Origin of the sequence: Mesorhizobium sp. M1329, assembly GCF_040318035.1 — a bacterium.
Classification (GTDB): domain Bacteria; phylum Pseudomonadota; class Alphaproteobacteria; order Rhizobiales; family Rhizobiaceae; genus Mesorhizobium.
Window position 1 is genome coordinate 1 of record NZ_JAMYLN010000034.1, and the last position, 26,376, is coordinate 26,376.

The window sequence follows — 26,376 nt, forward strand, 5'->3', positions numbered from 1 at the left end:
TCTTGTCACACTCTTGCCAATTGACGCCAGGCGTCGCGGCTGCGTCGCAATTTTGAGCGGCAGCGGCGTTCTGCCAAGCAAACACGGTGCAAACCGCTAGAACCAAGCCGGATGCGCCGTAACCTCTGGTTCGCCTCAAAGTCATTGTTGCTGCACCTCTGCCACTCGCCGACACTCAACCCTTACCACATCTGCTGACACACGAGCCACGGTGACCACCGCCGTCACAGTTAGCGCGTTTCTCATATCAAGCTTCGATGTTGATCAACCGATCACCCCGCGCGTAGGGCGCGATTTGCGAGCGCCTCCCCATATCATATCATCGGCGGTCCAGCGGAGAGGGCCCTGAAAGACTGGTGGTCCATTCCCCCACTCCCTGGTTGCGAGCGCAAAGGTATCGTCACGTGATCCATCCAAGACATTCCCCGCAGCCCGCCGTGTAGCACTCGCGGAGAACGTCATGTCGGCGTATGATCCGACTGCTTCGAACGCGGTTGAAGGCCTTAGCAATGGATCGGATCGAACGAAAGCTTTCGGCGATCCTCGTCGCCGACGTGGCCGGCTACAGCCGCCTCATGGGGATCGACGAAGAGGGGACGCTGACCCGACTGACCGCGCACCGCCGTTACGTTGTCGATCCGAGCATCATTCGCAACCGCGGCCGAATTGTCAAAAACACCGGTGACGGGCTGCTGGTGGAGTTTGCGAGTGTCATCGACGCAGTACGATGCGCGGTCGAAGTGCAGACCGATATGGCCAAACGGAACTCCGGCGTGGCCGAGGATAAGCGCATAAGTTACCGAATTGGCATTAACGTTGGCGACGTCGTAGAGCAGGACGGCGACATTTTCGGTGAGGGCGTGAACATCGCCGCGCGGCTGGAAGGCATTGCCGAGCCGGGTGGGATTTGCGTGTCAGCACGCGTGCAGGAGGATGCCGCCGGAAAAGTCGACCTCACCTTCATAGATATGGGTGAACAGGCGCTCAAGAACATCGCACGTCCAGTCCGCGCCTTTCGGCTGCTGGTCGAGCAACCCGCCCCATTTGACGCGGCTGCGCATCCGACGTCGCCCGATAAGCCGTCGATCGCGGTCCTGCCATTTCAGAATATGAGCGGTGATCCGGAACAGGAATATTTCGGCGACGGAATAGCCGAAGACATAATAACCGGCTTGTCGAAGCTCCGGGGCTTCTTTGTCATCGCCCGAAATTCGACCTTCGCCTACAAAGGCAAAGTGCCGAACATCCGGCAGGTCGCGCGCGAGCTAGGCGTGCGGTATGTACTCGAAGGCAGCGTCCGCAAAGCAGGCGAGCGGCTGCGGGTGACTGGGCAGCTCATCGACGCGACCAGCAGCAATCACATCTGGGCAGAGCGCTACGATCGTCCCATCGCTGACATCTTTTCAGTGCAGGATGAGATTACGGCAAGCGTCGTTGCAGCTATCGAGCCGCAACTTTATGCTGCTGAAGGCCTTCGTCTCCAAAGCAAGCCGCCCGAAAGCCTCGATGCCTGGGGCTGCGTCGTTCGGGCAATGCCCCATATCTGGACTTGGGTTGCCCAGAACGAAGACGATGGGGTCAATCTTCTGAATCGGGCGATTAAGCTCGATCCGAGTTATGCGCGCGCACGGAGCCTTCTGGCGTGGGCTTTCGCCACCCGCGTCGTCCTCGGCAACATGGATTTTGAGAGAGGCATCTCCGATGGTCTCGTTCTCGCCCAACGTGCGATCGACCTCGATCCCGACGACCCCTGGGCCCATATCGCGGCTGGGTACGTCTATGTGTTTTCGCGACGATTTGGGCCTGCCGTCGAGGAGTTGAACGAAGCGCTGCAGCGCAATCCGAATTTCGCCTTTGCGCGGATGATCCTTGGCTGCGCCTACGGCTATGCCGGGTTAGCGGAGGAAGGTCACCGTCAGCTCGAGATCGCAACACGATTGAGCCCGCGCGATCACACCCAGGCCGCCAATCTTTCGATCGAAGGGCTTTGTCATTTTGTGGCCGGCCGGTACATCGAAGCCGCAACCGCGGAACGCCGAGCCGTCCAACTGCGGTCGAATTTCGGCACCGCTTGGCGCACGCTCACTGCCGCCGCGGGCCTCGCGGGCGATCTGGAGTTAGCCCGGCAAGGCCTCGCCGAATGCAGGCGTTTACAGCCGGACGTCAGCCTCGCCTGGGTTGAGAAATATTATCCAATGATCCGGGTTGAAGACCGCGCTAGGTACATCGAGGGCTTGCGACGGGCGGGGCTCGAATAGCGGAGGCAGCCGTTCGGAAGTGCGACAGTTGGGGGTCGCGACATCCGTTGCTGGCGCAACCGCGACTCCCAGAGTGGTTGCCCGGTATGTTCGCTTCCAAATCTGGCAAATCCGACCTCAACGGCTGAGTTGAGGCGCAGAGCAGACGGTCGGCTTTCAAACCCGGAGCGACACGAGCAGACCTTTGTTCGGCGCAAGTGTCGTCCTGACGTGGTCCAAGGCGGTCTTCCGTTGCCACCGTCGCTTGCTGGAGCTGCGTTAAGTCGGTCGGAAGCCAATGGTATTTTCAATGGAACGCTAATATACATGGAACCCCAACGAGCAGCGCCTGCCAGATACTTGAGGGATGCCATGCGAAGGCTCATCTTCACGGCAATGTGTATCGCCGCCGCAACAGCCGCTAACGCCCACGATTGGTACGAAGACAAGATTGACCCACAGACCAAATTCAAGTGCTGCGGCGGTTCAGATTGCCGCGCCGTACCTCGGTCTTCGGTGCAGTCCAGGGTAGACGGTGGGTACACCTATTTGCCGCATAATTTCATCATCCCACGGGACCGCGTACAAGAATCGCCGGACGGCCAATACCATATCTGCGAAAATAAATATGTTGTAACCAACCAGCTGTATTGGCGTTGCTTCTTCGCACCTCGTGTCGATGTGTCTATACTTCTAAAGCATTAACTGCGCGTCGCTTCCGCAACTTACATCCGCAAGGTGCTAGTCCATTAATTCTGTTGGACTTTCTTCAAAATTGTCGAAGCTCAAGCGGTGCGCGACTGCCCCAGGGATTTCATTGGATACGTCGCGGCTATCGAGAGCCTGCGCACGCTAGGCGTTACTCCATAGGGCGCTGCCGCGGGTGACTTCTGGCGGACTCCGCAAGTTCGGTGACAGGCCAGATTTTATCGTGTCGGCAGGGCCGTGGTTGTGTAGATTGGCTGCGTGGCCCGCCTTGCCTGCATTGTCGTTCCAAGTCCACTCGCCACGTGACGCAAACGCGGTAACGGCTGGCGATTTCGACCACGATGGACAGCCAAGCGATAGGGGATAACTGGCGCGGGATCATCAGCACAGTTCATGCGGGAGCGGCATTCGCCGGATGCGGTAGTTGCGGCTGCAGTCTCGAATTTGACGCATCAGCACTTGCAAATCGTCAGCCGAGGTCTTTTGCTCGCGCGATAGTTGCCCTTGACCGTTGAATGGTTGGCGAACAGATGAACAAAATCGATCGACGGCGGCCAGAGTCAGAAACGGACGCCACCGTAAATGCCGCAAGACTTGGAACTCGGCTGCGCCTCGCCCGCCAGACACGCGGCATGACGCTGAAGAGCCTGGCCGCGGCTGCGAATTGCTCGGAAAGCCTGCTGTCCAAGATCGAGAACGGCAAGGCTTCGCCGTCCCTGCCCATGCTTCACCGTCTGGTCGAGGTTCTCGACACCAACATCGGCTGGATGTTCGAGCAAGTCGATGACGACGAGGCGATCGTATTCCGGGCGGGCGCAAGGCCTTTGATTGCGCTCGACGCGCTACGGCGTGGCGAAGGAATTTCGCTCGAACGCATCATTCCGTATTCGCCTGGCCACCTCTTACAATGCAACATCCATCACATCGAGGCAGAGGGCTCGAGCGAAGGTCCGATCCAGCATGCCGGCGAGGAAGTCGGCTATGTGCTCGCCGGCCGGATCGAGTTGATCGTTGACGGCAAGAGCCATGCTCTCGCCACGGGTGATGCCTTCGTGTTCAGATCGGAGTTGCCGCATCATTACCGCAACATCGGCGAGGAACGGGCCAGCATTTTCTGGGTCAACACGCCGGCGACTTTCTGAGCGACGCACTGCGTTCATTTGGATTGACAAATATTCAAGTCTCTTGAATGCTTGCCTCGTGCCTGTAGCACCAACGGGACCAGCCGAGGTCTGGTCCGCAAGCAAGGGGAACCAAAATGCGTCTGTTCAAACTTCTCGCCGGCTGTGCCGCCGCCATTGCCGTGGGCTCGGCAGCCATGGGATCGGCGCTTGCCGATACGTTCGCTCTCGTCAACATCAACCAGCAGGCCCTGTTCTTCAACCAGATCAACGAGGGCGCGCAAAAGGCAGCCGACGCCGCCGGCGCCAAGCTGGTCATTTTCAACGCCAACAATGTGCCCAGCGCGCAGAACGACGCGATCGAGAACTACATCACGCAGAAAGTCGACGGCATCATTCTGGTCGCCATCGACGTCAACGGCGTCAAGCCTGCGATCACCGCGGCCAAGGCGGCCGGCATTCCCGTCATAGCCATCGACGCGCAGATCCCCGACGGCGACAATATTTCGTTCATCGGCGTCGATAACACCAAGGCCGGCGAGGACATCGGCAAATTCTACGCCGACTATGTGAAGGCCGAGATGGGCGGCAAGGCCAAGATCGGTATCGTCGGCGCACTCAATTCATTCATCCAGAACCAGCGGCTCGACGGCTTCAAGAAGGCGGTGACCGAAAGCGGCCAGGCCGTCACCTTCCTCGACACGGTCGACGGCCAGAACGTTCAGGAGGCCGCGTTGAGCGCTTCGGAAAACCTGATGACCGCCAATCCGGACATGAACTCGCTCTATGCGACCGGCGAGCCGGCATTGCTCGGCGCCGTTTCGGCTGTGACTAGCCAGGGCCGCACCGGCGACGTCAAGGTGTTCGGCTGGGATCTGACCAAGCAGGCCGTTCAGGGCATTGACGACGGCTGGGTGGTGGCGGTGGTGCAGCAGGATCCGGCCGGCGAAGGAAAGGCCGCAGTCGAAGCGCTGGGCAAGCTCAAGAAGGGCGAGAAAATCGATCCGATCATCAATATCCCGGTGACGATCGTGACCAAGAAGAATGTCGACGAATACCGCGCGATGTTCAAGTAACCTGCGTCGGCGACCGAGCCGCGGCGCCGCCTGAGGCTGCGCTGCGGACCCCTTGCAATCGCGTGGAATCCCAGATGAGCAGCGGCCAGACCTATCGGGTGCGGATGAGCGGCATCTCAAAGCGCTACAACGCCATCCAGACGCTCGATGACGTGTCGCTGACGCTGAAGCCGGGCGAGGTGCTGGGGCTCGTCGGCGACAATGGCGCCGGCAAGTCGACATTGAGCAAGGTGCTGTCGGGGGCTGTGGTTCCCGACGCGGGCACCATCGAGATCGACGGTAAGCCGGTGATCTTCAGCTCGCCGGCGGACGCACGTGCGGCGCGCGTCGAGATGGTCTACCAGGACCTGTCGCTGTGTGACACGGTCGATGTCGCCGGCAATCTGTTTCTCGGCCGCGAGCCGCGCCGCCGCATCGCAGGCATTTCCTTTCTCGACAAGAAGCGCATGCATGACGAGACCCGCCAGATGCTCGATCGGCTCGGCATCGTCATTGCCGACACGCGGCTCAAGGTCGAAAACCTCTCCGGCGGGCAGCGCCAGTCGATCGCGATCGGCCGCGCCGCCTCGTTCGAGCCGGCCGTGCTCATCATGGACGAGCCGACGGCAGCGCTTGCCGTGGCCGAAGTCGAGGCGGTGCTCGAACTGATCCGCGCGGTCAGTGCGCGCGGTGTCAGCGTCATTTTGATCACCCACCGGCTGCAGGATCTGTTCCTTGTCTGCGATCGCATCCAGGTCATGTATGAGGGGCGCAATGTCGCCGAGCGACTGATCGGCGAGACCAATATCGAAGACGTGGTCAATCTGATCGTCGGCCGCAAGTTCAGTGCGCGTTCCGCCACCAATGGCTATCGCGGTGGAGCGCCGGCATGAGTGACGCGATCCACGCCGCCCAGCCCTCACGAGTGCACAAGGGCACCTGGCGCGATGTGCTGCTCGCCAATGGCAGTGTCGTCTCGATCGCGCTGTTCTTCCTGGTCGTCTGCATCATCTTCTCGCTTGCGACCGACGCCTTTCTGACGTCGCCCAATCTGTTGAACATCCTGCGGCAGTCGGCGCCGCTGTTGATCGTCGCCGCGGCAATGACTTTCGTCATCACCACTGGCGGCATCGATCTTTCTGTCGGCTCCGTACTGGCGCTGGTGGCGACGCTGTCGGCGACGCTTTTGCAGTTCGGCCTGCCCTGGCCAGTCGTTATCCTCGCGATGTTGGCACTCGGTGCCCTGCTTGGCGCGGTGCAGGGCTATTTCGTCGCCTATGAGGGCATCCCGTCCTTCATCGTTACGCTTGCCGGGCTTTCGGTGATCCGTGGCGTGGCGCTGCTGATCACCGGCGGCTATTCCATCCCGATCGAGCCAGGAAGCGCTTTCACCGTGCTGGGCCGCGCCTGGTTCCTTGGCGTGCCGGTGCCGGCGCTGATCGCGCTGGCGATCCTGGCCATCGCCTATCTCGCCTTCAACGAGACGCCATTCGGCCGCTATGTCACCGGTATCGGCGCCAACGCCGAGGCGGTGCGGCGTGCCGGCGTCAACACGCGGCAGACGACGCTGTTCGTGTATGTGATTTCCGCCACCGCGGCAGCCCTTGCCGGGATCATCATTGCTGCCCGGCTTGGATCGGGATCTTCGAATGCCGGACAGGGTTTCGAGCTGGAAGTCATCGCCGCCGTCGTGCTCGGCGGTACCAGCCTGTTCGGCGGCCGCGGAACGATCATCGGCACGGTGCTCGGCGCGCTGACCGTGGCCGTCATCGGCAACGGCCTGATCCTGGCGCATCTGTCGCCTTTCCTGACGCCGATCGTCACCGGAACGATCATCCTGATCGCTATCTGGCTGAACTTCCGCCTGTTTCGCGGCGCCGTGCGGAGCCGTTGAGCCGATGAGCGATCTGTTCGATGACGCGGTACCCAGGCAGCGGCTGCCAATCGGGGTCGAAACCGGCCATGTGATGACCGTGCTCTGCCCGGTTCCGGTCGAGGAGATGGGCATCACGCTGATGCACGAGCACATATTGCTCGACGGCGCGCGCAGCTGGAAATGCCCCTGCCATCCCAATGACATGGCGATCGCCGAGCAGCCGGTGAACATCGAGATCATCGGCGAGTTGCGCATGAACCCATACGTCAACCGCGACAACGTCTCGCTCGACGACGCCGACCTGGCGCTGTCGGAGCTGCAGCGCTATCGCGCGCTGGGCGGCCACACCGTCGTCGATGCCACCAATATCGGCATCGGCCGCGACCCCGAAAAGCTCGCCCGCATCAGCCGCATGTCCGGCCTGAAGATCGTCATGGGCACCGGCTTCTATCTCGAGCACACCCATCCCGAATGGCTGAAGGCGATGGATGTGGACGCGGTGACCGAGTTCATCGTCAACGACGTCGGCGGCGGCGAGACGCAGCCGCCGATCATGGCCGGGCTGATCGGCGAGGTCGGCGTCAGCAAGGATTTCACCGCCGAGGAACGCAAGTCGCTGCGGGCTTCCGCGCGTGCCTCGCGCATCACCGGCGTGCCGCTGTCAATCCATCTGCCTGGCTGGGAGCGGCTGGCGCACGACGTGCTCGATATCGTCGAGGCCGAGGGCGCCGATCTTCGCCACACCGTGCTCTGCCACATGAACCCGAGCCACGACGACCCCGATTACCAGAAAAGCCTCGCCCGGCGCGGCACGTTCCTCGAATACGACATGATCGGCATGGATTATTATTATGCCGACCAGGACGCGCAATCGCCCTCCGACGAGGAGAATGCACGCGCCATCGCTGCCCTTGTCGAGGCGGGCTTCGGCGACCGCCTGCTGTTGTCGCAGGATGTATTCCTTAAGATCATGCTGACGCGCTTCGGCGGCTTCGGCTATGGCTATATCCTGAAGCATTTCATACCGCGCCTGAAACGCCACGGCGTCGAGCAGGCTGCTATCGACCGCATGCTGATCGCCAATCCAAAGAGCGTATTCGCGCGGCTCTGAATGGCCTCGAGTTACGACGGGAGTTCAAATGTCCAAGAAGAAAATCCTGCTTGCCGGCGAATCCTGGGTTTCGACCGCGACCCATATCAAGGGTTTCGATCAGTTTCCGACCGTTACCTACCACACCGGCGCGGACGAGTTGCTGGGCGCGCTGAAGGCGACCGACTTCGACGTCACTTTCATGCCGGCGCATGAGGCGCAGCGCGGCTTTCCACAGACGATGGAGGCGCTGTCCGCCTATGACGCGGTCGTGCTCTCCGACATCGGCGCCAACACGCTGCTGCTGCATCCCGACACCTGGGTACACTCCAAGCCGACGCCGAACCGCTTGCGCCTGCTGCGCGATTACGTCAGCGGCGGCGGCGGTCTATTGATGTTAGGCGGCTACTACAGCTTCCAGGGCATCAATGGCGGCGCGCGCTACCGCAAGACCCCGGTCGAGGACGTGCTGCCGGTGAACTGCCTGGCCTACGACGACCGCGTCGAGGTTCCCGAAGGTTTTGCGCCCGTGCCGAAACCAGGGTCGAGCCATCCCATCCTCAGGGGCCTCGGCTCGGACTGGCCGATCCTGCTCGGTTTTAATGAGGTGACGCTGAAGGACGGGGCCGAGGTCCTGGCCAGCGTGTCGTCGGATTATGGCTCGCTGCCGCTGCTTGTCACCGGCCATTACGGCAAGGGCCGCACCGTTGCCTGGACATCCGATGTCGGGCCGCATTGGCTGCCGCCGCAATTCATCGCCTGGCCAGGTTACAAGACTCTGTTCGAACAGATGCTGGGCTGGGCGACCGGTGAGAGCTGAGCCATGCATGTCCACGTCGTCGGCAATGCCTGCGTCGATACCGTGTTTCGCATCGGCCGCTTCCCTGCCGCGGGCGAGACTTTGAATGCCATGAGTTATGCCGACGGGCTCGGCGGCAAGGGCGCCAACCAGGCAGTCGCAGCAGCACGGACTGGTGCAGAGGTGACGTTCTGGACGGCGCTCGGCAAGGACCCTGCTGGCGCGTGGATCAGGAGCCGCCTCGACAGCGAGCTATCAAACCTTGAGGCGAGCGAATTCGAGCTGTCGAGCGACCGCTCGACCATCGTCGTCGATAAAGGCGGAGAGAATTTCATCGTCAGCGGCGTCGCCTGCAGCGAAGCCTTCGATCCGGTGGCGCAAACAGCACTTGCCCGCTGGATCGCCCCCGGCGATATCCTCGTCTGTCAGGGCAATCTGCGGGCCGCAGCGACCAATGCCTGCCTGGGGGCAGCAAGGGAAAACGGCGCGCGCACCGTCCTCAACGCCAGCCCCATCGATGCGGCTTCTGTGCCCGATCTCGGCCTGGCGGAGGTTTTGGTGGTCAACCAATCCGAGGCGAAAACCCTGACCGGCCGGGATGACATGACAGCAGCAGCCGGCGCGCTGGTGGCCAAAGGCGCAGGGGCCGTCGTCATCACCCTCGGTGCCGCAGGCTGTCTCTTGCTTGGTCCGGGCCGGGCGGAACCAATTCGCTTGCCGGCGCCGAGCGTCGAAGCGCTCGACACCAGCGGCGCGGGCGATGTGTTCTGCGGCTGTCTGGCCGGTGGGCTTGCGCGGGGCATGCCGGTCATCTCGGCACTGGAGCTGGCGCTCGCCGCCGCCGCGATCGCCGTGACACGGCCGGGCACGCTGGCATCCTGTCCTTCCGCCTCCGAGATGGCGGCACTCATCGACAAAATGGAGTTCTCATGACCCAGCTCGGCCAATCCGGCGGCGATGCATTGTTAGACCTTTTCGGCCGCACACAGGTGGTGATCGGCGTCGTTCATCTGGCGCCGCTGCCCGGCGCGCCCCGCTATCACGGCGAGGTTATCGAGGCGATCTACCAGCGCGGGCTCGACGACGCCAAGGCCTATCTCGACGGCGGCTGCGACGGCGTCATCGTCGAGAACCATGGCGACATCCCCTTCGCCAAGCCTGACGATATCGGCCCGGAGACGGCCGCCTATATGGCGGTCGTCTCCGACCGCATCCGCCGCGAACTCGGCAGGCCGATCGGCATCAATGTGCTGGCCAATGCCGCGATCCCGGCCTTGGCGATCGCCAGCGCTGCCGGCGCCGGTTTCGTCCGCGTCAATCAATGGGCGAACGCCTATGTCGCCAATGAGGGATTTGTCGAAGGCGAGTCTGGCCGCGCGGCGCGCTATCGCGCCAAGCTGCGCGCCAACGGCATCCGCATTTTCGCCGATGCCCATGTCAAGCACGGCGCACACGCCATCGTTGCCGACCGCCCGGTGGAGGAACTGGTCAAGGACCTGGTCTTCTTCGATGTCGATGCCATCATCGCCACCGGCCAGCGTACCGGCCACGCCGCGGATTTGGGCTACATCAGCATGATCAAGCAGGCTGCCGGCCTGCCGACGCTGGTCGGCAGCGGTGTCACCCCGGATAACGCCAAGGATATTCTCGCCATTGTCGACGGGGTCATCATCGCCAGCGCGCTGAAGCACGACGGCGTCTGGTGGAACCAAGTCGACTCTGCTCGAGTAAAGGCTTTCATGGCTGGTCTGAAGCGATAGCTGACTACCCTACCGGGGGGCTTGGGGTCCCAGCTTGATCAGAGACGACGGACCGGCGCAGGATACTGCGCGACCAGATCGTCGACGGTCAGCAAAGTAATGCCTTCCACAATCGATTGAGCAACCAGGATCCGATCGAAAGGTCCTTGTGGATAGGTGGAAGCCCCTCCACTGCAATGGCATGCTCGCCGGTGATTGGCAGCTTATGATAGCCATTGTCAATCAGGCCCCGACGTAAAAGACGCATCGATCTTACAGTCAAGGCGGCCCAGACCGCGTCTAATGGCAATCTCCCGGGGAGTTGCGGCGCTGAACGTCAAGTGATTATTGGCATTCTCGATCTCAGCGAGGGCTGCGGGCGGGAGCTTTTCGGGCTCGCCCGCCGCCCAGAGCAGAAGATAAGTATCGAGAAGAAGTTTCATGTATCGCCGCCAAACAGCTTTTCGATCTCGTCATCGGCCATGCGATCAAAATCGTCCGGAACTGAAAACTGCCCGGCCATAAACCCCACCCGACGCATTTCGCCGGCCGCAGGTGCGTCTATGGCAACCACCTTGACCATCGGCTTGCCGGATTTGGCAATAATGAAGGATTCGCCTTTGGCTGCCCTGTCGACAAGACAAGACAGATGCGTCTTGGCCTCGTGGATATTGACGGTGCGCATTGCGGGCCTCACGACTTAGTCCATACAACTTAATCTACATCGGGCCCCGATTTTCAAGTGTGTTTCAGTCAGTGAAGGATGCCGCATGCGGCCGATCCTTTCGGATCGGCCGCATGCGCTACAAGAAAGGAATTGAGAGGCCCCACAGAGTGGCGAGGATGAGCGAGTCCTAGATCAATCGTTTCAGGTCCGGCGCTCATTTGGTAGGGTACGACTTCAACAAAGACGCGTAATCGATTGTCTGAACTGCATGTTTGTTGGGACTACATCTCATCTGATGTTGGCCGAACCTGTTGGTCCGCCATGCGACGTCGGAGTTCACAGGAGCGATTTTTGCCGAGCAAATGCTCTACGTCGCGCTAGGGGCGGAAAGCGTAACGTCCGCTTTTAGGGCGCTGCACCACGGCGGCGACGAAGGCGATCGACGTGACGGGCGCCAAAAGCCTTACCTGGCTCTATGTTCCCTTCACGATTCTCGGTTTAGTCGGTCGGCGGGATTGAGCCGCGCTCTCGAGGGCCAGGGCCAACCGCTTCTCGTCTTCGATGGCGCGATCGACTGCCTCAATTTCCTCTTGGAGCACCTTCAGCTCGGCTCCGTAGCTGGAGCCGTCGCTGTCCCCAATCTGAAAGCCACTTGCGCGCATTGCGTCGCGAGTATGGTGCACGTTACGGACTCCTTCGCGTCGAGTCGCGACCAAGATTTCCCTAAACTCTCCAAGACGTTCAACGTGATTGCGAGCCATTGCTTTCTCCTATTTCGTCGTCATCGTCGCCGACGGCGATTCAGAACGGCTAAAACCTACGGAGATACTCTCGACAAAGCATGAGTGCGGAAGCTCAAATTTGAATGTCTTGCAACAGCTTGAAGCGCGGCAGGCGGAAATTGGCCGCGACCCAACCGATCTCAGACCAACTGCTAGACAGTTTCGGCCGAGCGCGCCTGCGGCTCCCCCAACGGGGCCATCGCGCGGAAGCCGTCAAACGGCAGAAACTTCAAATCCATCATGTTGGCTCATTGCCAAAGCGCCGCTTCAAGACAACAATGACCTCGACGCCGGCGCGCCAGACGCGCACAAAAAAGCGTCGGAGGAAATGGAGGAGGAAGCCGCTGGCCAAGTCACGGACGCGCTATGCATGCGGCCTTTCGGTGCTCACCACCGACGAATCTGACGCGGATGCGTTCGCCCGGGCGGTGGCAGCGGAAGCAGTGGCCATCGACGCCGGGTTTGCCCTCCTGTTTTTCTCGCAGAGTCTAATAGAGGCCGTCGCCCTGTCGGAAGCGCTGAACACCCACGCGCCGGCGCTCCACTATGCCGGCTGCTCGACGGCCGGTGAGATAACGCCCAAGGGGCTGGAGGAAGGTCAGATCCTGGCGATGCTGCTTCCCTCCGTATCGTTTTCGGCAGCCAGCACCATGGTCGAAAATCTGTCGTCATCAGGCATGGACGGGATTACCGGCGAAGTCGAGGCGCTGAGGCGTTCGTTACGCGAGCGCCTCGGGCACGAGCGGGCCGACACCACTTTCGCGCTCTGCTTGATCGACGGGCTGTCGTATGCCGAAGAAGCGGTGACCTCCGCCATCCATTGGGGGCTCGACGACATCCCACTGATCGGCGGGTCGGCTGGCGATGATTTGAAATTCGAGACAACACGGCTGATCTCGAACGGCAAAGTGACCTCCGACAGCGCCATCATCGTGCTGATCACCACGGAAATTCCTTTCCACGTGTTCAAGACCGACAATTTCGTTCCCACCGACGAGAAGCTGGTGGTGACGGCATCCGATCCCGACCACCGCATCGTGCGCGAATTCAACGCCACCATTGCCGCCGAGGAATATGCCGCCTCGGTCGGCGTCGTCGCGCAGATGCTGACGCCACTGAGTTTTGCCTCGCACCCAGTGGTGGTGAAAGTCGGCGGCGAATTTTACTGCCGTTCAATCCAGAAGATGCACGCGGACGGCTCGCTGTCGTTCTTCTGCGCCATCGACGATGGTGTCGTGCTTGCCGTCGCCCAGCCCAAGGACATGGTCGAGGCGACCCGCGCCGCTCTCAGCGACGTCAGCGAAAGGCTTGGCGGCATCGACCTGATCCTCGGTTTCGACTGCGTGCTGCGCCGGCTCGACGCGCGCAATCGGCAGGTCTATCGCGAGATTTCGGAACTCTACAAGGTCAACAACGTCCTCGGCTTCGGCACCTATGGCGAACAGTACCGTTCGATGCATCTGAACCAGACCTTCACCGGCATCGCCTTCGGTGAACGCAATGCGGCCGAAGCGGCGGAGTAGGAAATCCGGGATGCCGCTCAGGAACATCGACGACCTGGAAAGGCTGAAGAAAATAAACGCCGCGCTGATCAGCCGCGTCGAGCGTTCCATGGACCAGCAAGGCAATGCCTTTTCGCTGTTCCAGACCGCCATTTCGCTCGAGAGCCGGGTGCGCAGCCGCACCGAAGAGCTGCATTCGACCTTGCGCCGGCTGGAGCAGTCGAACATCGACTTGAACGCGGCCAAGGAAAACGCCGAGCTGGCGAACCTGTCCAAGACCAGGTTCCTGGCGGCCGCCAGCCATGACGTGCTGCAGCCGTTGAACGCCGCGCATCTGTCGGTCTCGGCGCTTGCCGAAGTACAGACCAGCAACGAAGGCAGAAACCTGGTCCGCCAGGTCGAGCGATCGCTGGAGACGATGGAGGACCTGCTCCGTACCTTGCTCGACATTTCTAAGCTCGATGCCGGCGTCGTGCAGCCCGACATCACCGATGTCAGCCTGGAGACGCTGTTTTCGTCTCTGCGCTCGGATTTTCAGCCAGTCGCCGAAATGAAGGGGCTGACGCTGAAGTTCCGGCCGGTCAACGCGCTGGTCCGCTCGGATCGCACCTTGCTGCGCCGCATCCTGCAGAACATCCTTTCCAATGCGCTGCGCTATACCCGCTCCGGTGGCGTGTTGGTCGGCACCAGGCATCGCGGCGACACGATCCGCATCGACGTCGCCGATACCGGCTGCGGCATCCCCGACGACCAGCGCGAGGCGGTGTTCGAGGAATTCCATCGCGGCGTGATCCCGACGGATGCCGGGCTTGCCGCCGGCGGGCTGGGGTTGGGGCTAGCCATCGTGCGCCGCATCGCCGCGGCACTCGGCCATCCCGTCACGTTTTCGTCGAAGGTCGGACATGGCACGATTTTCCATATCGACGTTCCGGTCGGGATCGGCGACACGGCCGATCCAATCGCCAGCACGGTCGACATGGAGCGGCCGCGCGGCTACGGTCTGTTCGGCACAAGGGTGCTGCTGGTCGAAAACGACATCGAGGTGTTGCAGGCGATGACCTCCCTGCTCGAGCGCTGGCAGTGCCTGGTGCGCCCCGCCACCTCGACCGGTGACGCGCTCGACCTGCTTGGCGATACCGACTGGTTGCCAGATATTGTCATAGCCGACCAGCATCTCGACGCCGGCGACCTCGGCACCACCACAATCGCCGAGGTCCGTGATTATCTCGGCCGCGCGGTGCCGGCGCTGATCGTCACCGCCGATGGTTCGGAGACAATCGCCAACGCCGCCCGCGCCGCCGGCATCGAGCTGATGCGCAAACCGTTGAAGCCGGCGCAATTGCGGGCGCTGCTGGCGCATCTGCTGGCTTAGGAAATCGCGCGGACTTTCCTAGCATCGGGAGGTGGCAAAACAGATGGTTCGACTCATGTCCGAAGAGACGATTAAGAACCTGCTATGGACGCGGCGCGGAACCAACGTTCTTCTGGGGCGGCTGAGCCGCCAGGGCATGGGAAAGCCGCAAGGCCCAACCAATGCTTGATCCTTATGGGTGTCTGGCGCGATCGTTCTCGCAGCCAAGCGCGAGGAAACGGGTGCAGTTCAAAACCTGCCGCTAAAGGGAAGGAAGGAAAGATGCAATTGGCGGCTGACGCCGCCAAAAAAGTTCCGCGCGCCCTTGACGAGGGGCCGGCCAATGGGTGTCACCGTAATTCTGGGTGAACGGAAGGGCAACGAAGGGGTGGCCAACGAAACAATGACCAACGGCAATAAACAAACGGCTGGATACCATACGTCTCCCTTCTGGCGCATTCTTCGAGGAGAGGCTGTGTACCAACTTGATGAAACGTCAGTGCCGGAACCCATCAATCGAGCGCTTGGTCCCGACCCTTTTTGGGACAAGGGTGAGAACATAATGTGCTTCGACGACCTCGAGGTCGGACTGGACGAGACAAACGAATTGAAGACGGTTCGTTACTTCGGCTTATATCCTGGAAAAACGAGTAAAGGCGAAATCAGGCTACCAAAACATGATAGCGAACGGATTTCCAAAAAACTGATGCGAATGAGCAGCGTTATGGAATACTTGATGACTAATTCAGTTGGATTCAACTACGATAGAACCTTTGACAGCAATTCTGATCGTGGTATTCACCTACACGATGGAATTAGTCTTCATTTTTATGAAAAATCGGGGATATTTTATCTTGGTGCTGTGTTTTTGACGAAAATATAGGCACGCAGATTTTCGCCTGATGTTACTGGACCGCATTGCTCATCTTAAATTACCAATTACGGTGACAGTGCACTTCTTGCATGTTCGCCCAAAGCCTCTCCTGCGCCTCAAAACCCCGCCGGATCCCTAAACAACTCCGCATTGTCCAGCTTCGAGACCTCGATCACCGCCTGTGTGCGGCTGTAGACGTTGAGCTTGCGCAGAATTTCGGAGACATGCGCCTTGACGGTGGTCTCGCCGACCTGCAGCTCATAGGCGATCTGCTTGTTGAGCAGGCCCTGGCGCAGCATCTGCAGCACCTTGAGCTGCTGCGGCGTCAGCGTAGCCAGGCGCTGCACCATCTCGGCGCGGTCGGTGCTGTCGGCGTCGCGCGGCCGGCCTTCATAAGTCTCGGGAACATAGATCGCGCCTTCCATCACCGAGCGGATGGCGGCGGCAAGGTCGCTCTTGCGCGCCGATTTCGGGATGAAGCCGGCCGCACCGTAGGACAGCGCCTCGGAAATGATCTTCGGTTCCTCATAGCCGGAGACGATGACCACCGGCAGGCGCGGATAACGCGTCCTGAGCTGCAGCAGCCCGTCAAACCCATGCACGTCGGGCATACTGAGATCGAGCAGCGCCAGGTCGAACGGCTTGGCATCCGTCAGAAGCTCGAGCGCCTCGGCAATCGAGCGCGCTTCCACCGTGTCAACCTCCGGGTAGGCCATCTGGACGGCGCTGTGCAGCGCCTCGCGAAACAGCGGATGGTCGTCGATGATCAGGAACCTGGCGCGATCGGTCATCAGCTTCATTTCGGTTTGGTCTGGCCTAGAATAGTCCTGCAACCATGGCCAGCTTATTGGCAAATAGTACATTGCCATCTTGGCTGGCCAAAGCAGAATGTGCCCATGATTTCCGCGGCGCCACGCGGCAGATGTGGCCGTTCTAATGCAATGCCTTGCCCGGTGGCCCAAATCGGCCGATCTGGGCCGCGCCAAGCCAGAACCAACTGATCGCAGTCGCTGATGTTGAAATTACACGATCCGGTTGGACCAATTTCAGCGTATTCCCGTTGAGCCCAACGCCCCCGAGGCTGACAGCACGTCGGCAATGACCTGCGAAGCGTGTCCGTCTACGCGCTCGCCTGCGTTCGTTCCAACGCGTGGGACCGGGCGATTTCGTCCGGCCCCAAGGATAGTGTCTGATCAGTCGTTAGGCCGGCAACGCGCCGGATCTCTTCGCCGTCCAGGTGGCGATATAGTCCATCAGGCCGGGATTGAGGCAATCATAAGGTTCGAGCCCGATCGACTTCAGCTGTGATCTTATGCCGTCCATGCGGCTCGGATCGACACCGGATTCAATGATCGAGGAAACAAAAGCGGTGAAGCCCGGCGGCGACCAGCCGTCTTCCTGGAAGCGTTCGGGATGGATGAAGGACAGCCCCTTGAAAGCGTGGTCGCGCTCGACCGGGCCGTGCATGTGGACGCCGCAGCCGGTGCAGGCATGGCGCAGGATCAGCGCGCCCGGATCGACCACCTTCAGCTTGTCGCCGTTTTCGGTCACCGTCACGTCGTTTGTAGCGGCAACCGCCACGACCGAGAACAATGCGCCTTCCGGCTTCCAGCATTTGGTGCAGCCGCAGGCATGGTTGTGGGCGATCTGGCCCTTGACCTTCACCTTGACCGGGTTGCTGGTGCAGGCGCAGACCAGCGTGCCGCCGGCAAAATCGGGCTTTTCCCGTGGCAGTCCATTGTCGATTTTAGGATGCAGTTTTTCCGGCATTTTTGTCTCCTCCCGTTTTGAACATCTGCATTTTTCGGCCGCTGGCTGGTTAGCCGGCGGCTTTCTCCTCCTCAGTAAACCACCACGCTCCTGATCGACTTGCCTTCATGCATCAGGTCAAAACCCTTGTTGATGTCCTCGAGTTTCAGCGTGTGGGTGATCATCGGATCGATTTCGATCTTGCCGGCCATGTACCAGTCGACGATCTTCGGCACGTCGGTGCGGCCGCGCGCGCCGCCGAAGGCGGTGCCCATCCAGGTGCGGCCGGTGACCAGCTGGAACGGCCGCGTCGAGATCTCCTGGCCGGCGCCGGCAACGCCGATGATGACCGACTTGCCCCAGCCGCGGTGCGACGATTCAAGCGCCTGCCGCATGACTTTGGTGTTGCCGGTGCAGTCGAACGTGTAGTCGGCGCCGCCGATCTGGTCGGCGCCGCGCTTGGTCATGTTGACGAGATGAGCCACGACATCGCCGTCGATCTCCTTCGGATTGACGAAATGCGTCATGCCGAATTTCTCGCCCCATTCCTTCTTGTCGTTGTTCAGGTCGACGCCGATGATCATGTCGGCGCCGGCAAGGCGCAGGCCCTGGATGACGTTGAGGCCGATGCCGCCGAGGCCGAAGACGACGGCCGTCGCGCCTTGCTCGACCTTGGCCGTGTTGATCACAGCACCGATGCCGGTGGTGACGCCGCAGCCGATGTAGCAGATCTTGTCGAACGGGGCGTCGGCATTGACCTTGGCCACCGCGATCTCGGGCAGCACGGTGAAGTTGGAAAAGGTCGAGCAGCCCATATAGTGGAACAGCTTGTCCTTGCCGATCGAGAAGCGCGAGGTGCCGTCCGGCATCAAGCCCTGACCCTGCGTGGCGCGGATGGCGGTGCACAGGTTGGTCTTGCGCGACAGGCAGGACGGGCACTGCCGGCATTCCGGCGTATAGAGCGGGATGACATGGTCGCCCTTCCTGACCGAGGTGACGCCCTTGCCGACGTCGACGACGATGCCGGCGCCTTCATGGCCGAGGATCGCCGGAAACAGGCCTTCCGGGTCGGCACCCGACAGCGTGAACTCGTCGGTGTGGCAGATGCCGGTTGCCTTGACCTCGACCAGCACCTCGCCATCACGGGGACCCTCGAGGTCGACCTCCATGATCTCCAGCGGCTTTCCGGCGGCGACGGCGACAGCGGCGCGCGTTTTCATCAGGCAATCCTCCCAAGACAACCCATAGAGTTCACATTCCGGCATTGCTGCGGATGATCTCGGAGTCGAAGACCGCAACACGCTCATTCACCGCCGTATCTCCGCGAAAAGCCATAGGACTAAAGCAGATACGCAAGTCCACTTGCAGGGCTTTGATAAATCTTGTGGGGTCCGCTAAGCTCATTGTGGGCACCTTGAATTCGCGCTGGTCCGGGAACAATCGGACTTTAGTGCAAGAATGGGCAGTTTTATCGATGACGAGCGCGGTGCCAGGCACTCTCGCGGCCTTTTTGTGCTTATTTTTTCAGACCGCCAACGTTGCGGACGTGATGGCCCAGGAAGCGACGGGCAACCAACCGGTCGCAACCGACAGGCCAGAAAGAAAGATAGCTGAAATCAGAATAGGTTATTTGCGGGCCTACGCGCCGCAACTGGCGCTTTCCTTGCTGGACCTGCCGCCACGCGACGAAGGTGTCGCCGGCGCCAATGTGGCGATCGGCGATAACAATACGACAGGAAAGTTCCTCAGCCAGAAATTCAGCCTCGACATAGCCGAGATCAAGCCGGACGCCGACGCGGTTCAGGCGTTCAACGATCTGATTGCCAAAGGTGACCGCTATGTTGTCGCAGATCTCTCGGCCAAGCAATTGCTGTCGATCGCCGACATCGCCCGTGACAAGGGCGTTTTGGTCTTCAATGTCGGCGCCACTGACGACAGCCTGCGCGAGGAAGACTGCCGCATAAACATTTTCCATGTGGCGCCGACGCGAAGCATGCTGGCCGACGCTCTGGCGCAGTATCTCGTGGTAAAGAAATGGCCGAATTGGGTGCTGCTCTACGGTTCGCACGAGCGGGATCATCTATATGCGGCCGCGTTGCGCCGCGCGGCGGCCCGCTTCGGCGGTCAGATCGTCGCCGAGAAGGAATTCAAAGACACTGGCACGGCGCGCCGCACCGACACCGGCGCCACGCAGATACAGCAGCAGATTTCCGTGTTCACGCAGGATCTGCCGGAGCATGACGTGGTGCTTGTCGCCGATGAGAGCGAGGTGTTCGGAACCTATGTGCCCTACCGCACCTGGACACCGCGGCTGGTCGCTGGCACGGCCGGTCTTGTCGCATCCTCCTGGCACCCCGCGAGCGAGCAATGGGGCGGCATTCAAATGCAAAGCCGTTTCCTGAGGACGACCGGCCGGCGAATGCTGTCCAAGGATATGTCGGCCTGGACGGCGGTGCGGGCGGTGGGCGAAGCCAGCACGCGCACCAATGGCGACGATCCGAAGAAGATCAGCGACTACATCCGCTCGGATGATTTCTCGGTCGCCGCCTTCAAGGGACAGAAGTTGACCTTCCGTAAGTGGAACCATCAGCTTCGCCAGCCAATCCTGCTCGGCGACACCAAATCGGTGGTCTCCACATCGCCACAGGAGGGTTATCTCCACCAAATCTCCGAGCTCGATACGCTCGGCGTCGATCAGCCGGAAACGAAATGCGTCCTTAAGTAGAACCAATCGGGAGGAATTTTCGTGCAGAGACGAGCTTGCGCACTCGCCATTCTCGCAACCGGCTTCATGGCCAATCCGGCGTGGGCTTACATCGTTTATGTCTCCAACGAGAAAGACAATACGATAACGGTCGTCGACACGGCGACGATGCAGGTGGTCAAGACCGTCGAAGTCGGCCAGAGGCCGCGCGGCATCACCATCTCGCATGACGGCAAGTTCATCTATCTGTGCGCCAGCGACGACGATATGATCGAAATCATCGATACCGCGACGCTGCAGATCGTGGGCACGCTGCCATCGGGCCCCGATCCCGAACTGTTCGTGCTATCGCCCGACGGCAAGACGCTCTACGTCGCCAACGAGGACGACAATCTCGTCACCGCGATCAACATCGAGAGCAAGCAGGTCATGACCGAGATTCCCGTTGGGGTGGAGCCTGAAGGCATGGCCGTCAGTCCCGATGGCAAAACCATGGTCAACACCTCCGAAACCACCAGCATGGCGCATTTCATCGACACCGACAGCCATGAGGTGACCGACAACGTCCTGGTCGACACGCGTCCGCGTTTTGCGCAATTCAAGCCCGACGGATCACAGATCTGGGTCAGTGCCGAAATCGGCGGCACCGTCAGCGTCATCGACAGTCTCAAACGCGAGGTGGTGAAGAAGATCCAGTTCGCGATTGCGGGACTGCGGCCCGAAACCATCCAGCCGGTCGGCATCGCGATCAGCGCCGACGGCAAGAAAGCCTATGTCGCGCTCGGGCCAGCGAACCACGTCGCCGTCATCAACACCGAAACCTACGAGGTGGAAAAATACATCCTGGTCGGCCAGCGCGTCTGGCACCTCGACTTCACCCCCGATCAGAAGACGCTGATCACCACCAACGGCAATTCCAACGACATCACCTTCATCGACACGGCGACCGACGAGCCGGTTCAATCGATCACCGTGGGCCAGCAGCCTTGGGGCGTGGCCATATCGCCCCACTAGACCGCATCGATTATCAGGGAGGCCGACATGACAAATCTTTGCCGCGGGGCTGTTGCAAGTGCACTAGATAACCAGCGCGCCCCGAAGGAGCCAGCCGCATGCAGCATGTGAGGACAGGCGGACCTGGAGAGGAGGTGGCGGCGCTCGATGTTGCCGGTATCAGCCATTCCTATGGTCCGAAGCGGGCGCTCCACGACGTCTCATTCTCCATCGCGCCGGGAACTTTCACCGTTCTGCTCGGCCTCAACGGCGCCGGCAAGACAACTTTGTTCTCACTGATCAGCCATCTTTACGGCACCCGCCGCGGATCGATCCGCATCTTCGGCCATGACGTCAGCCGCGCTTCGGGCGAAGCGCTCAGGCGTGTCGGCATCGTGTTCCAGGCACGCACGCTCGACCTCGACCTCAGCGTCCACCAGAACCTCTCCTACCACGCCTCGCTGCATGGCATTGGCGGACACCAAGCCCGGCAGCGCATTGCCGCGCTGCTCGATACAGTCAACATGCAGGGCCGTCAGCATGACAAGGCACGCAGTCTTTCCGGCGGGCAAATGCGGCGCATCGAGATCGCGCGGGCGCTGCTCCACCGCCCTTCCCTGCTGCTGCTCGACGAGGCGACGGTCGGACTCGACATCCAGTCGCGTGCGGGCATTCTGGCCACCATCCGCAAACTCGTCGAAACCGAGGGCATCGGCGTGCTGTGGGCGACGCATCTGATCGATGAGGTCGAAGACGGCGACCATGTCGTCGTGCTGCGGCAGGGCGACCTGGTTGCCAAGGGTAAGGTGGCCGATGTCGTTGCGACGAGCGGTGCCAGTTCGATCCGCGACGCCTTTTCCAGGCTCAACCGCATCGAGACAAGCGGCATCGCGGAGATGTCGCCATGAGCGCTCCCGCAACGCCCGCAAAAGTCGCCGCCCTCACGCAGGTGAAGTTCGAACAATTTGGGCTCCGCCACTACCTCATTTGCCTCAAAGGGATCGTCGTGCGGGAGTGCCTGCGCTTCCTGCATCAGCGCGAGCGCTTCATATCCTCGCTGGTTCGGCCGCTCGTCTGGCTGTTCATTTTTGCCGCCGGATTCCGCCAGGTGCTCGGCGTATCGATCATCCCGCCCTACAAGACCTACGTGCTCTACGAGGTCTACATCACGCCGGGCCTGTGCGGCATGATTCTGCTCTTTTCGGGCATGCAGTCTTCGCTGTCGATGGTCTATGACCGCGAAATGGGCAACATGCGCACCCTGCTGGTCAGCCCCTTCCCCCGTTGGTTTTTACTGATCTCGAAGATGCTCGCCGGTGTCGCCGTGTCGATCGCGCAGGTTTACGCGTTCCTGATCGTTGCCTGGTTCTGGGGCGTCAAGGCGCCGCCGCTTGGCTATCTCACCGTACTGCCGGCGCTGTTCCTCTCAGGCATGATGCTGTGCGCGCTCGGCATGCTTTTGTCTTCGATGATCAAGCAGCTCGAAAACTTCGCTGGCATCATGAACTTCGTCATCTTTCCTGGCTATTTCGCTTCTCCGGCACTCTATCCCTTGTGGCGTATCCAGGAGGCTAGCCCCCTGCTCTACAAGATCTGCCTCGCCAATCCGTTTACTTACGCCGTCGAACTGATCCGCTTCGCCTTCTACGGCCAGGTTGACTGGCTGTCGCTGGGCGTCGTTGCCGGCTGCACGCTGCTGTTCCTTGCCGCCGCCATCCTCGCCTACGACCCTTCGCGCGGCCTGATGACCCGCAAACAGGACACGGGAGGAAATGCCTGATGGCGCGAATGATTCACGTTCGCGGCCTGGCTCTGGTTGCGATGCTCGCGCCGGGCGTCAACGCCATGGCAGCCAACCCCGATCCAGACTGGCCCTGCATACAGCGCAAGGTACCGCAACTCTCGCTCGGCCAGATCTGGACCGGACCGGACCTTCCTTCAGTGGCGAAGGGCTGGTCGAAGGACCCCACCATCTCCGCCTTGGTCGAGGAGCTGGCAGCTCGCCGCATGCCGATTGCGGAAGCTCAAAAGAAGATCAGGGATTTCGCCGCTTCCTTGCCGGCCGAGCAACTTGCACCCAAAATGGCGATGCTGGTGCAAGGCATGTTCGATCACATGGACGCCGAGCGCTCGCAGGTGATCTCCGGTATTTCCCGTTACGCCCACAAGCAGCTCGAAATGGCCGCCGCGTTGCGCAAGGAAGCGTCCGATGTCGACGCGTTGCGGGCAAAGCCGGATGCGGATCCCGAAGAGATCGATCGGCGAACCGAACAGCTGAAATTCGCAACGCGAATTTTCAATGAACGCGTCCAATCACTGACTTACGTCTGTGAAGTGCCGACGATAATCGAGCAGCGGCTTTATCAATTGTCCAAGGTCGTCTCGGAAACGCTGGCCGCGAAGAAATAGAACCTCATTCGATCTTCGCGGCGGATATCACGATCCGCGGCCGGGCAGCACGCGCCAGCGCTGAACGAAATAACCGGGATGCGTCCCGATCCACTGGGCTACCAGCGATTGCGCCTGCATGAAGGCGGTCCCGGGATTCATCGCCAGGCCGTCCACCATCTGTTCGCGTTGTTCACAGGTCTGCGGCACATCCGTCAGGCAGACCATCATAACGAGCGTGTAGAGCATTACCCCTTGTCCCCATCGAATCCCGAACCCCATGCCCGGGAGCTTCCGTGATACCGACCAGTCTGCAGGGGTCGCACATACGGATCACTTACGGGTGTGAAAGGAACGTGGCCCCCGCTCTTTCGCGCCGCAATATAACATGGCGCTAATCTAACGCCAATGACCGCAGGGCTAAGTCGCGGACGCTGGCGCATCGAAGATGCGCGTCTGGCTGTGCCAGTGCCAAAAATGTGAACTCCTGGAACGCGCGCTCCCATAGGTTCGACCGAAACAGGAATATCATTGTTGTCGACCTCAGACCGGAAGCCCGTTCTGCTTTCGCAGGCTTTTGTCGAATGCGGATGCCGGGACGAAACGGCGCAGGAAACTGACCTGGCGCGCCATTTTTCCAGCCGCATAGCGCCTCTTCGGAGCGGGATCGGTCGCAGCCGCCAAAACGGTCCTGGCTACCACTTCCGGCGCATCGCCTTTTTCCATCGCTTTCCGCACAGCTGCATTCATGCCGGCGCGCGCAGAGTCGTAGATATCAAGCAACTGGTCCGGCCTGGCGAGATTTTCTTCAAATGAGGTGCGGGTATAGGCGGGCTCCACCAACACGACGCGAATTCCGAAAATACGCAGTTCGTGGTCGAGCGATTCGGAATAGCCCTCAACGGCATGTTTGGTCGACGAATAGAGCGCGAAATAGGGAGCTGGAATGAACCCCTGCACCGAACTCAAATTGACGATTCTGCCCTTGCCTTGACGGCGCATTGTCGGCAACACAGCTTTGGTTACGCGCATAACGCCAAAGACGTTCACGTCAAATAATGACTTGGCCTGGGCCATCGAGGACTCCTCCGCGCCACCAAGCAGGCCAACGCCGGCATTGTTTACGAGCAGGTCGATGCGCCCGGTCTCGGCCAGCACGTCCTGGACAAGTTTCGCCACGGACGTGTCATCGGTCACGTCGCAGGCCAGCATGGTAACGCCGTCGGATCGGTCGGCGACCGCGCGACGGCTGGTTCCGAACACACGAAAGCCCGCGTTCTGCAGGGCTTTGGCCGTTGTGTGCCCGATGCCGCTGGATGCCCCGGTCACCAGGGCGACGCCTAGATTGGTCTTGTTCATGGAGGTCACTTCTTTCTTCGTATTGAATTGGCGTGGGGAGCACGAAAAGGTCGGAGCGAAAGGCGTCAATCATGAGCGCCTCCGGTGCTCGCGCCGGCCAGATCATCCGTCCAGCGCCGGAACAGCGCGCTGGCATTAACGCCTCCGAAGCCGAAGCCATTGGAGATTGCATAGCCCATCGCCACCGGCCGGGCCCGGTTTGCGACGAAGTCGATCCCGTCGCCGGCCGGATCGGGAGCGCTCAGATTGAGGGTCGGCGGTGCGATCTGATCCCTAAGTGCCAGAATTGCGAAGATTGCCCCGAGCCCGCCGGCGGCTCCGAGCAGGTGTCCGGTTGCCGATTTCGTTGCACTGACAGCTATCGCGAAATCGCGCCCGAACACGCTCTTGATCGCTTCGATCTCACCCAGGTCGCCCACCGGCGTGGAGGTCGCATGGGCATTGAGATGACGAACCTCGCGCGGCGAAATCCCTGCTTGGGCGATTGCGATCTCCATGGCCCGGCGCGCACCGTCGCCGTCCTCGGGACCGGAGGTGACGTGATGAGCATCCGCCGTCGTGCCGTAGCCGACAAGCTCGGCCATCGGTCTTGCGCCGCGCGCCAGCGCGTGGCTCAATTCCTCGATGACCAGCATGCCGGCTCCTTCGCCCATGACGAAGCCGTCGCGCGACTTGTCGAACGGTCGCGAGGCCTCATCAGGACGGTGATTAAAGGAAGTCGAAAGAGAGCGTGCCGCGGCAAACCCACCGAGGCTGACAAGATTCATGCATGCTTCCGTCCCGCCGCACACGGCAATATCGGCCTCGTTGGCGCGGATTAGGCGAGCCGCATCGCCGATCGCCTGAATGCCGGCCGCGCACGCCGTCACGGGTGCACCGAGCGGACCTTTGAAGCCATAGCGGATCGAGACGTGGCCTGCCGCGAGGTTCACCAGGAAGGACGGCACCGTAAAAGGTGACAGACGGCGGACGCCGCGCCGGTCGACCGTGCGCACCGCCTCGGTTATGGCCGGGAACCCGCCGACGCCCGAGGCGATGATCGTGGCCGTGCGCAAGCGATCCGCTTCCGAGACGGGAGCCCATCTTGCTTGGGCGAGCGCCTCTTGTGCCGCCGCCAACGCAAAGACAATGAACCGGTCTACCTTGCGCTGATCCTTCAGCGGAAGGACGGCTTCCGGATTGAAACCAGCGTCCGGATCTTCTTCTGTCGAGGGCACTACCCCGCCGACCTTCGCCGGCAGGTCGCCCACCACATCATCCGCAAGCCTCCGGATGCCCGAGCGGCCGGCCAGGAGACGCGACCAGGACGTTTCAACATCGGCAGCAAGGGGCGTGACCGCACCCATGCCCGTAACAACAATCCGTCGCATCTATTTTCCTAT

26 protein-coding genes are annotated in these 26,376 nt (G+C 61.0%); 17 read left to right on the forward strand and 9 right to left on the reverse strand.

Features of this window, described 5'->3' with window-relative positions; translation table 11 throughout:
- Nucleotides 1-509: 509 nt before the first annotated feature.
- From NKH21_RS26630 to NKH21_RS26670, 9 genes are all read left to right on the forward strand, one after another.
- Complete coding sequence (locus tag NKH21_RS26630; RefSeq protein WP_352868546.1) at nucleotides 510-2,258, forward strand: adenylate/guanylate cyclase domain-containing protein; 1,749 nt, start codon at nucleotides 510-512, stop codon at nucleotides 2,256-2,258.
- A 1,217-nt stretch (nucleotides 2,259-3,475) separates the two neighbouring features.
- Nucleotides 3,476-4,087 carry a cupin domain-containing protein gene (locus tag NKH21_RS26635; protein ID WP_352868549.1) on the forward strand — a complete coding sequence of 204 codons (612 nt, stop codon included), beginning with the start codon at nucleotides 3,476-3,478 and terminating at the stop codon, nucleotides 4,085-4,087.
- A 116-nt stretch (nucleotides 4,088-4,203) separates the two neighbouring features.
- A complete protein-coding gene (locus NKH21_RS26640) occupies nucleotides 4,204-5,142 on the forward strand; it encodes an ABC transporter substrate-binding protein (RefSeq protein WP_352868552.1) in 939 nt (312 codons plus the stop codon).
- 74 nt (nucleotides 5,143-5,216) lie between these two features.
- Nucleotides 5,217-6,014, forward strand: a complete 798-nt coding sequence (locus NKH21_RS26645; protein ID WP_023721835.1) for an ATP-binding cassette domain-containing protein — start codon at nucleotides 5,217-5,219, stop codon at nucleotides 6,012-6,014.
- Nucleotides 6,011-7,015, forward strand: coding sequence for an ABC transporter permease (locus NKH21_RS26650; RefSeq protein ID WP_352868554.1), 1,005 nt, complete (start codon nucleotides 6,011-6,013; stop codon nucleotides 7,013-7,015). The genes NKH21_RS26645 and NKH21_RS26650 overlap by 4 nt, the downstream gene beginning before the upstream one ends.
- 4 nt (nucleotides 7,016-7,019) lie before the next feature.
- Entirely contained in the window at nucleotides 7,020-8,108 is a 1,089-nt protein-coding gene (locus NKH21_RS26655; protein ID WP_352868557.1) for a phosphotriesterase family protein, read from the forward strand.
- Between the two features lie 28 nt (nucleotides 8,109-8,136).
- The gene (locus NKH21_RS26660) at nucleotides 8,137-8,907 is read left to right on the forward strand and encodes a glutamine amidotransferase (RefSeq protein WP_352868559.1); all 771 of its coding nucleotides are present in this window, start codon (nucleotides 8,137-8,139) and stop codon (nucleotides 8,905-8,907) included.
- Nucleotides 8,908-8,910: 3 nt separating this feature from the next.
- A complete protein-coding gene (locus NKH21_RS26665; protein WP_352868561.1) occupies nucleotides 8,911-9,819 on the forward strand; it encodes a ribokinase in 909 nt (302 codons plus the stop codon).
- Nucleotides 9,816-10,646: a BtpA/SgcQ family protein gene (locus tag NKH21_RS26670; protein WP_352868563.1), complete on the forward strand. Its 831-nt coding sequence runs from the start codon at nucleotides 9,816-9,818 to the stop codon at nucleotides 10,644-10,646. The genes NKH21_RS26665 and NKH21_RS26670 overlap by 4 nt, the downstream gene beginning before the upstream one ends.
- 218 nt (nucleotides 10,647-10,864) lie before the next feature.
- Here NKH21_RS26670 and NKH21_RS26675 read toward each other — a convergent pair whose 3' ends face one another.
- The 3 genes from NKH21_RS26675 to NKH21_RS26685 form a co-directional block, all read right to left on the reverse strand.
- On the reverse strand, nucleotides 10,865-11,068 hold the full coding sequence (locus tag NKH21_RS26675) for a PIN domain-containing protein (protein ID WP_352868566.1): 204 nt from the start codon (nucleotides 11,066-11,068) through the stop codon (nucleotides 10,865-10,867).
- Complete coding sequence (locus NKH21_RS26680; RefSeq protein WP_352868569.1) at nucleotides 11,065-11,310, reverse strand: type II toxin-antitoxin system Phd/YefM family antitoxin; 246 nt, start codon at nucleotides 11,308-11,310, stop codon at nucleotides 11,065-11,067. Before NKH21_RS26680 ends, NKH21_RS26675 begins: the two co-directional genes overlap by 4 nt.
- 455 nt (nucleotides 11,311-11,765) lie before the next feature.
- Nucleotides 11,766-12,053, reverse strand: coding sequence for a hypothetical protein (locus tag NKH21_RS26685; protein WP_023679221.1), 288 nt, complete (start codon nucleotides 12,051-12,053; stop codon nucleotides 11,766-11,768).
- Nucleotides 12,054-12,352: 299 nt separating this feature from the next.
- Between NKH21_RS26685 and NKH21_RS26690 the strand changes: the two genes are divergently transcribed.
- From NKH21_RS26690 to NKH21_RS26700, 3 genes are all read left to right on the forward strand, one after another.
- Nucleotides 12,353-13,597: an FIST N-terminal domain-containing protein gene (locus NKH21_RS26690; RefSeq protein WP_352868570.1), complete on the forward strand. Its 1,245-nt coding sequence runs from the start codon at nucleotides 12,353-12,355 to the stop codon at nucleotides 13,595-13,597.
- A gap of 10 nt (nucleotides 13,598-13,607) precedes the next feature.
- Complete coding sequence (locus NKH21_RS26695) at nucleotides 13,608-14,948, forward strand: ATP-binding response regulator (protein ID WP_352868572.1); 1,341 nt, start codon at nucleotides 13,608-13,610, stop codon at nucleotides 14,946-14,948.
- Nucleotides 14,949-15,126: 178 nt separating this feature from the next.
- A complete protein-coding gene (locus tag NKH21_RS26700; RefSeq protein WP_352868574.1) occupies nucleotides 15,127-15,810 on the forward strand; it encodes a hypothetical protein in 684 nt (227 codons plus the stop codon).
- 107 nt (nucleotides 15,811-15,917) lie between these two features.
- Here NKH21_RS26700 and NKH21_RS26705 read toward each other — a convergent pair whose 3' ends face one another.
- From NKH21_RS26705 to NKH21_RS26715, 3 genes are all read right to left on the reverse strand, one after another.
- On the reverse strand, nucleotides 15,918-16,601 hold the full coding sequence (locus tag NKH21_RS26705) for a response regulator (RefSeq protein WP_023679211.1): 684 nt from the start codon (nucleotides 16,599-16,601) through the stop codon (nucleotides 15,918-15,920).
- A 400-nt stretch (nucleotides 16,602-17,001) separates the two neighbouring features.
- Complete coding sequence (gene gfa, locus NKH21_RS26710; RefSeq protein ID WP_352667921.1) at nucleotides 17,002-17,571, reverse strand: S-(hydroxymethyl)glutathione synthase; 570 nt, start codon at nucleotides 17,569-17,571, stop codon at nucleotides 17,002-17,004.
- 71 nt (nucleotides 17,572-17,642) lie between these two features.
- A complete protein-coding gene (locus NKH21_RS26715; RefSeq protein WP_352868577.1) occupies nucleotides 17,643-18,770 on the reverse strand; it encodes an S-(hydroxymethyl)glutathione dehydrogenase/class III alcohol dehydrogenase in 1,128 nt (375 codons plus the stop codon).
- Between the two features lie 329 nt (nucleotides 18,771-19,099).
- On the opposite strand from NKH21_RS26715, the gene NKH21_RS26720 reads away from it, so the two are divergent.
- The 5 genes from NKH21_RS26720 (at nucleotide 19,100) to NKH21_RS26740 (ending at nucleotide 23,656) form a co-directional block, all read left to right on the forward strand.
- The gene (locus tag NKH21_RS26720; protein WP_502911918.1) at nucleotides 19,100-20,275 is read left to right on the forward strand and encodes an ABC transporter substrate-binding protein; all 1,176 of its coding nucleotides are present in this window, start codon (nucleotides 19,100-19,102) and stop codon (nucleotides 20,273-20,275) included.
- Between the two features lie 21 nt (nucleotides 20,276-20,296).
- Entirely contained in the window at nucleotides 20,297-21,268 is a 972-nt protein-coding gene (locus tag NKH21_RS26725) for a YVTN family beta-propeller repeat protein (protein WP_352868582.1), read from the forward strand.
- Nucleotides 21,269-21,366: 98 nt separating this feature from the next.
- Nucleotides 21,367-22,155 carry a lanthanide ABC transporter ATP-binding protein PedB/LutE gene (locus tag NKH21_RS26730; protein WP_352868585.1) on the forward strand — a complete coding sequence of 263 codons (789 nt, stop codon included), beginning with the start codon at nucleotides 21,367-21,369 and terminating at the stop codon, nucleotides 22,153-22,155.
- On the forward strand, nucleotides 22,152-23,027 hold the full coding sequence (locus NKH21_RS26735; RefSeq protein WP_352868588.1) for a lanthanide ABC transporter permease protein PedC: 876 nt from the start codon (nucleotides 22,152-22,154) through the stop codon (nucleotides 23,025-23,027). The genes NKH21_RS26730 and NKH21_RS26735 overlap by 4 nt, the downstream gene beginning before the upstream one ends.
- The gene (locus NKH21_RS26740) at nucleotides 23,027-23,656 is read left to right on the forward strand and encodes a hypothetical protein (RefSeq protein WP_352868591.1); all 630 of its coding nucleotides are present in this window, start codon (nucleotides 23,027-23,029) and stop codon (nucleotides 23,654-23,656) included. The genes NKH21_RS26735 and NKH21_RS26740 overlap by 1 nt, the downstream gene beginning before the upstream one ends.
- Nucleotides 23,657-23,683: 27 nt before the next feature.
- On the opposite strand, the gene NKH21_RS26745 is transcribed toward NKH21_RS26740, so the two are convergent.
- From NKH21_RS26745 to fabF, 3 genes are all read right to left on the reverse strand, one after another.
- Nucleotides 23,684-23,884 carry a hypothetical protein gene (locus tag NKH21_RS26745; protein WP_352493646.1) on the reverse strand — a complete coding sequence of 67 codons (201 nt, stop codon included), beginning with the start codon at nucleotides 23,882-23,884 and terminating at the stop codon, nucleotides 23,684-23,686.
- Nucleotides 23,885-24,178: 294 nt separating this feature from the next.
- Nucleotides 24,179-24,994 carry an oxidoreductase gene (locus NKH21_RS26750; protein WP_352868593.1) on the reverse strand — a complete coding sequence of 272 codons (816 nt, stop codon included), beginning with the start codon at nucleotides 24,992-24,994 and terminating at the stop codon, nucleotides 24,179-24,181.
- 65 nt (nucleotides 24,995-25,059) lie between these two features.
- Nucleotides 25,060-26,364 (reverse strand): beta-ketoacyl-ACP synthase II, encoded by a 1,305-nt coding sequence (fabF, locus tag NKH21_RS26755; protein WP_352868596.1) that lies wholly within the window; start codon nucleotides 26,362-26,364, stop codon nucleotides 25,060-25,062.
- Nucleotides 26,365-26,376 lie beyond the last annotated feature (12 nt).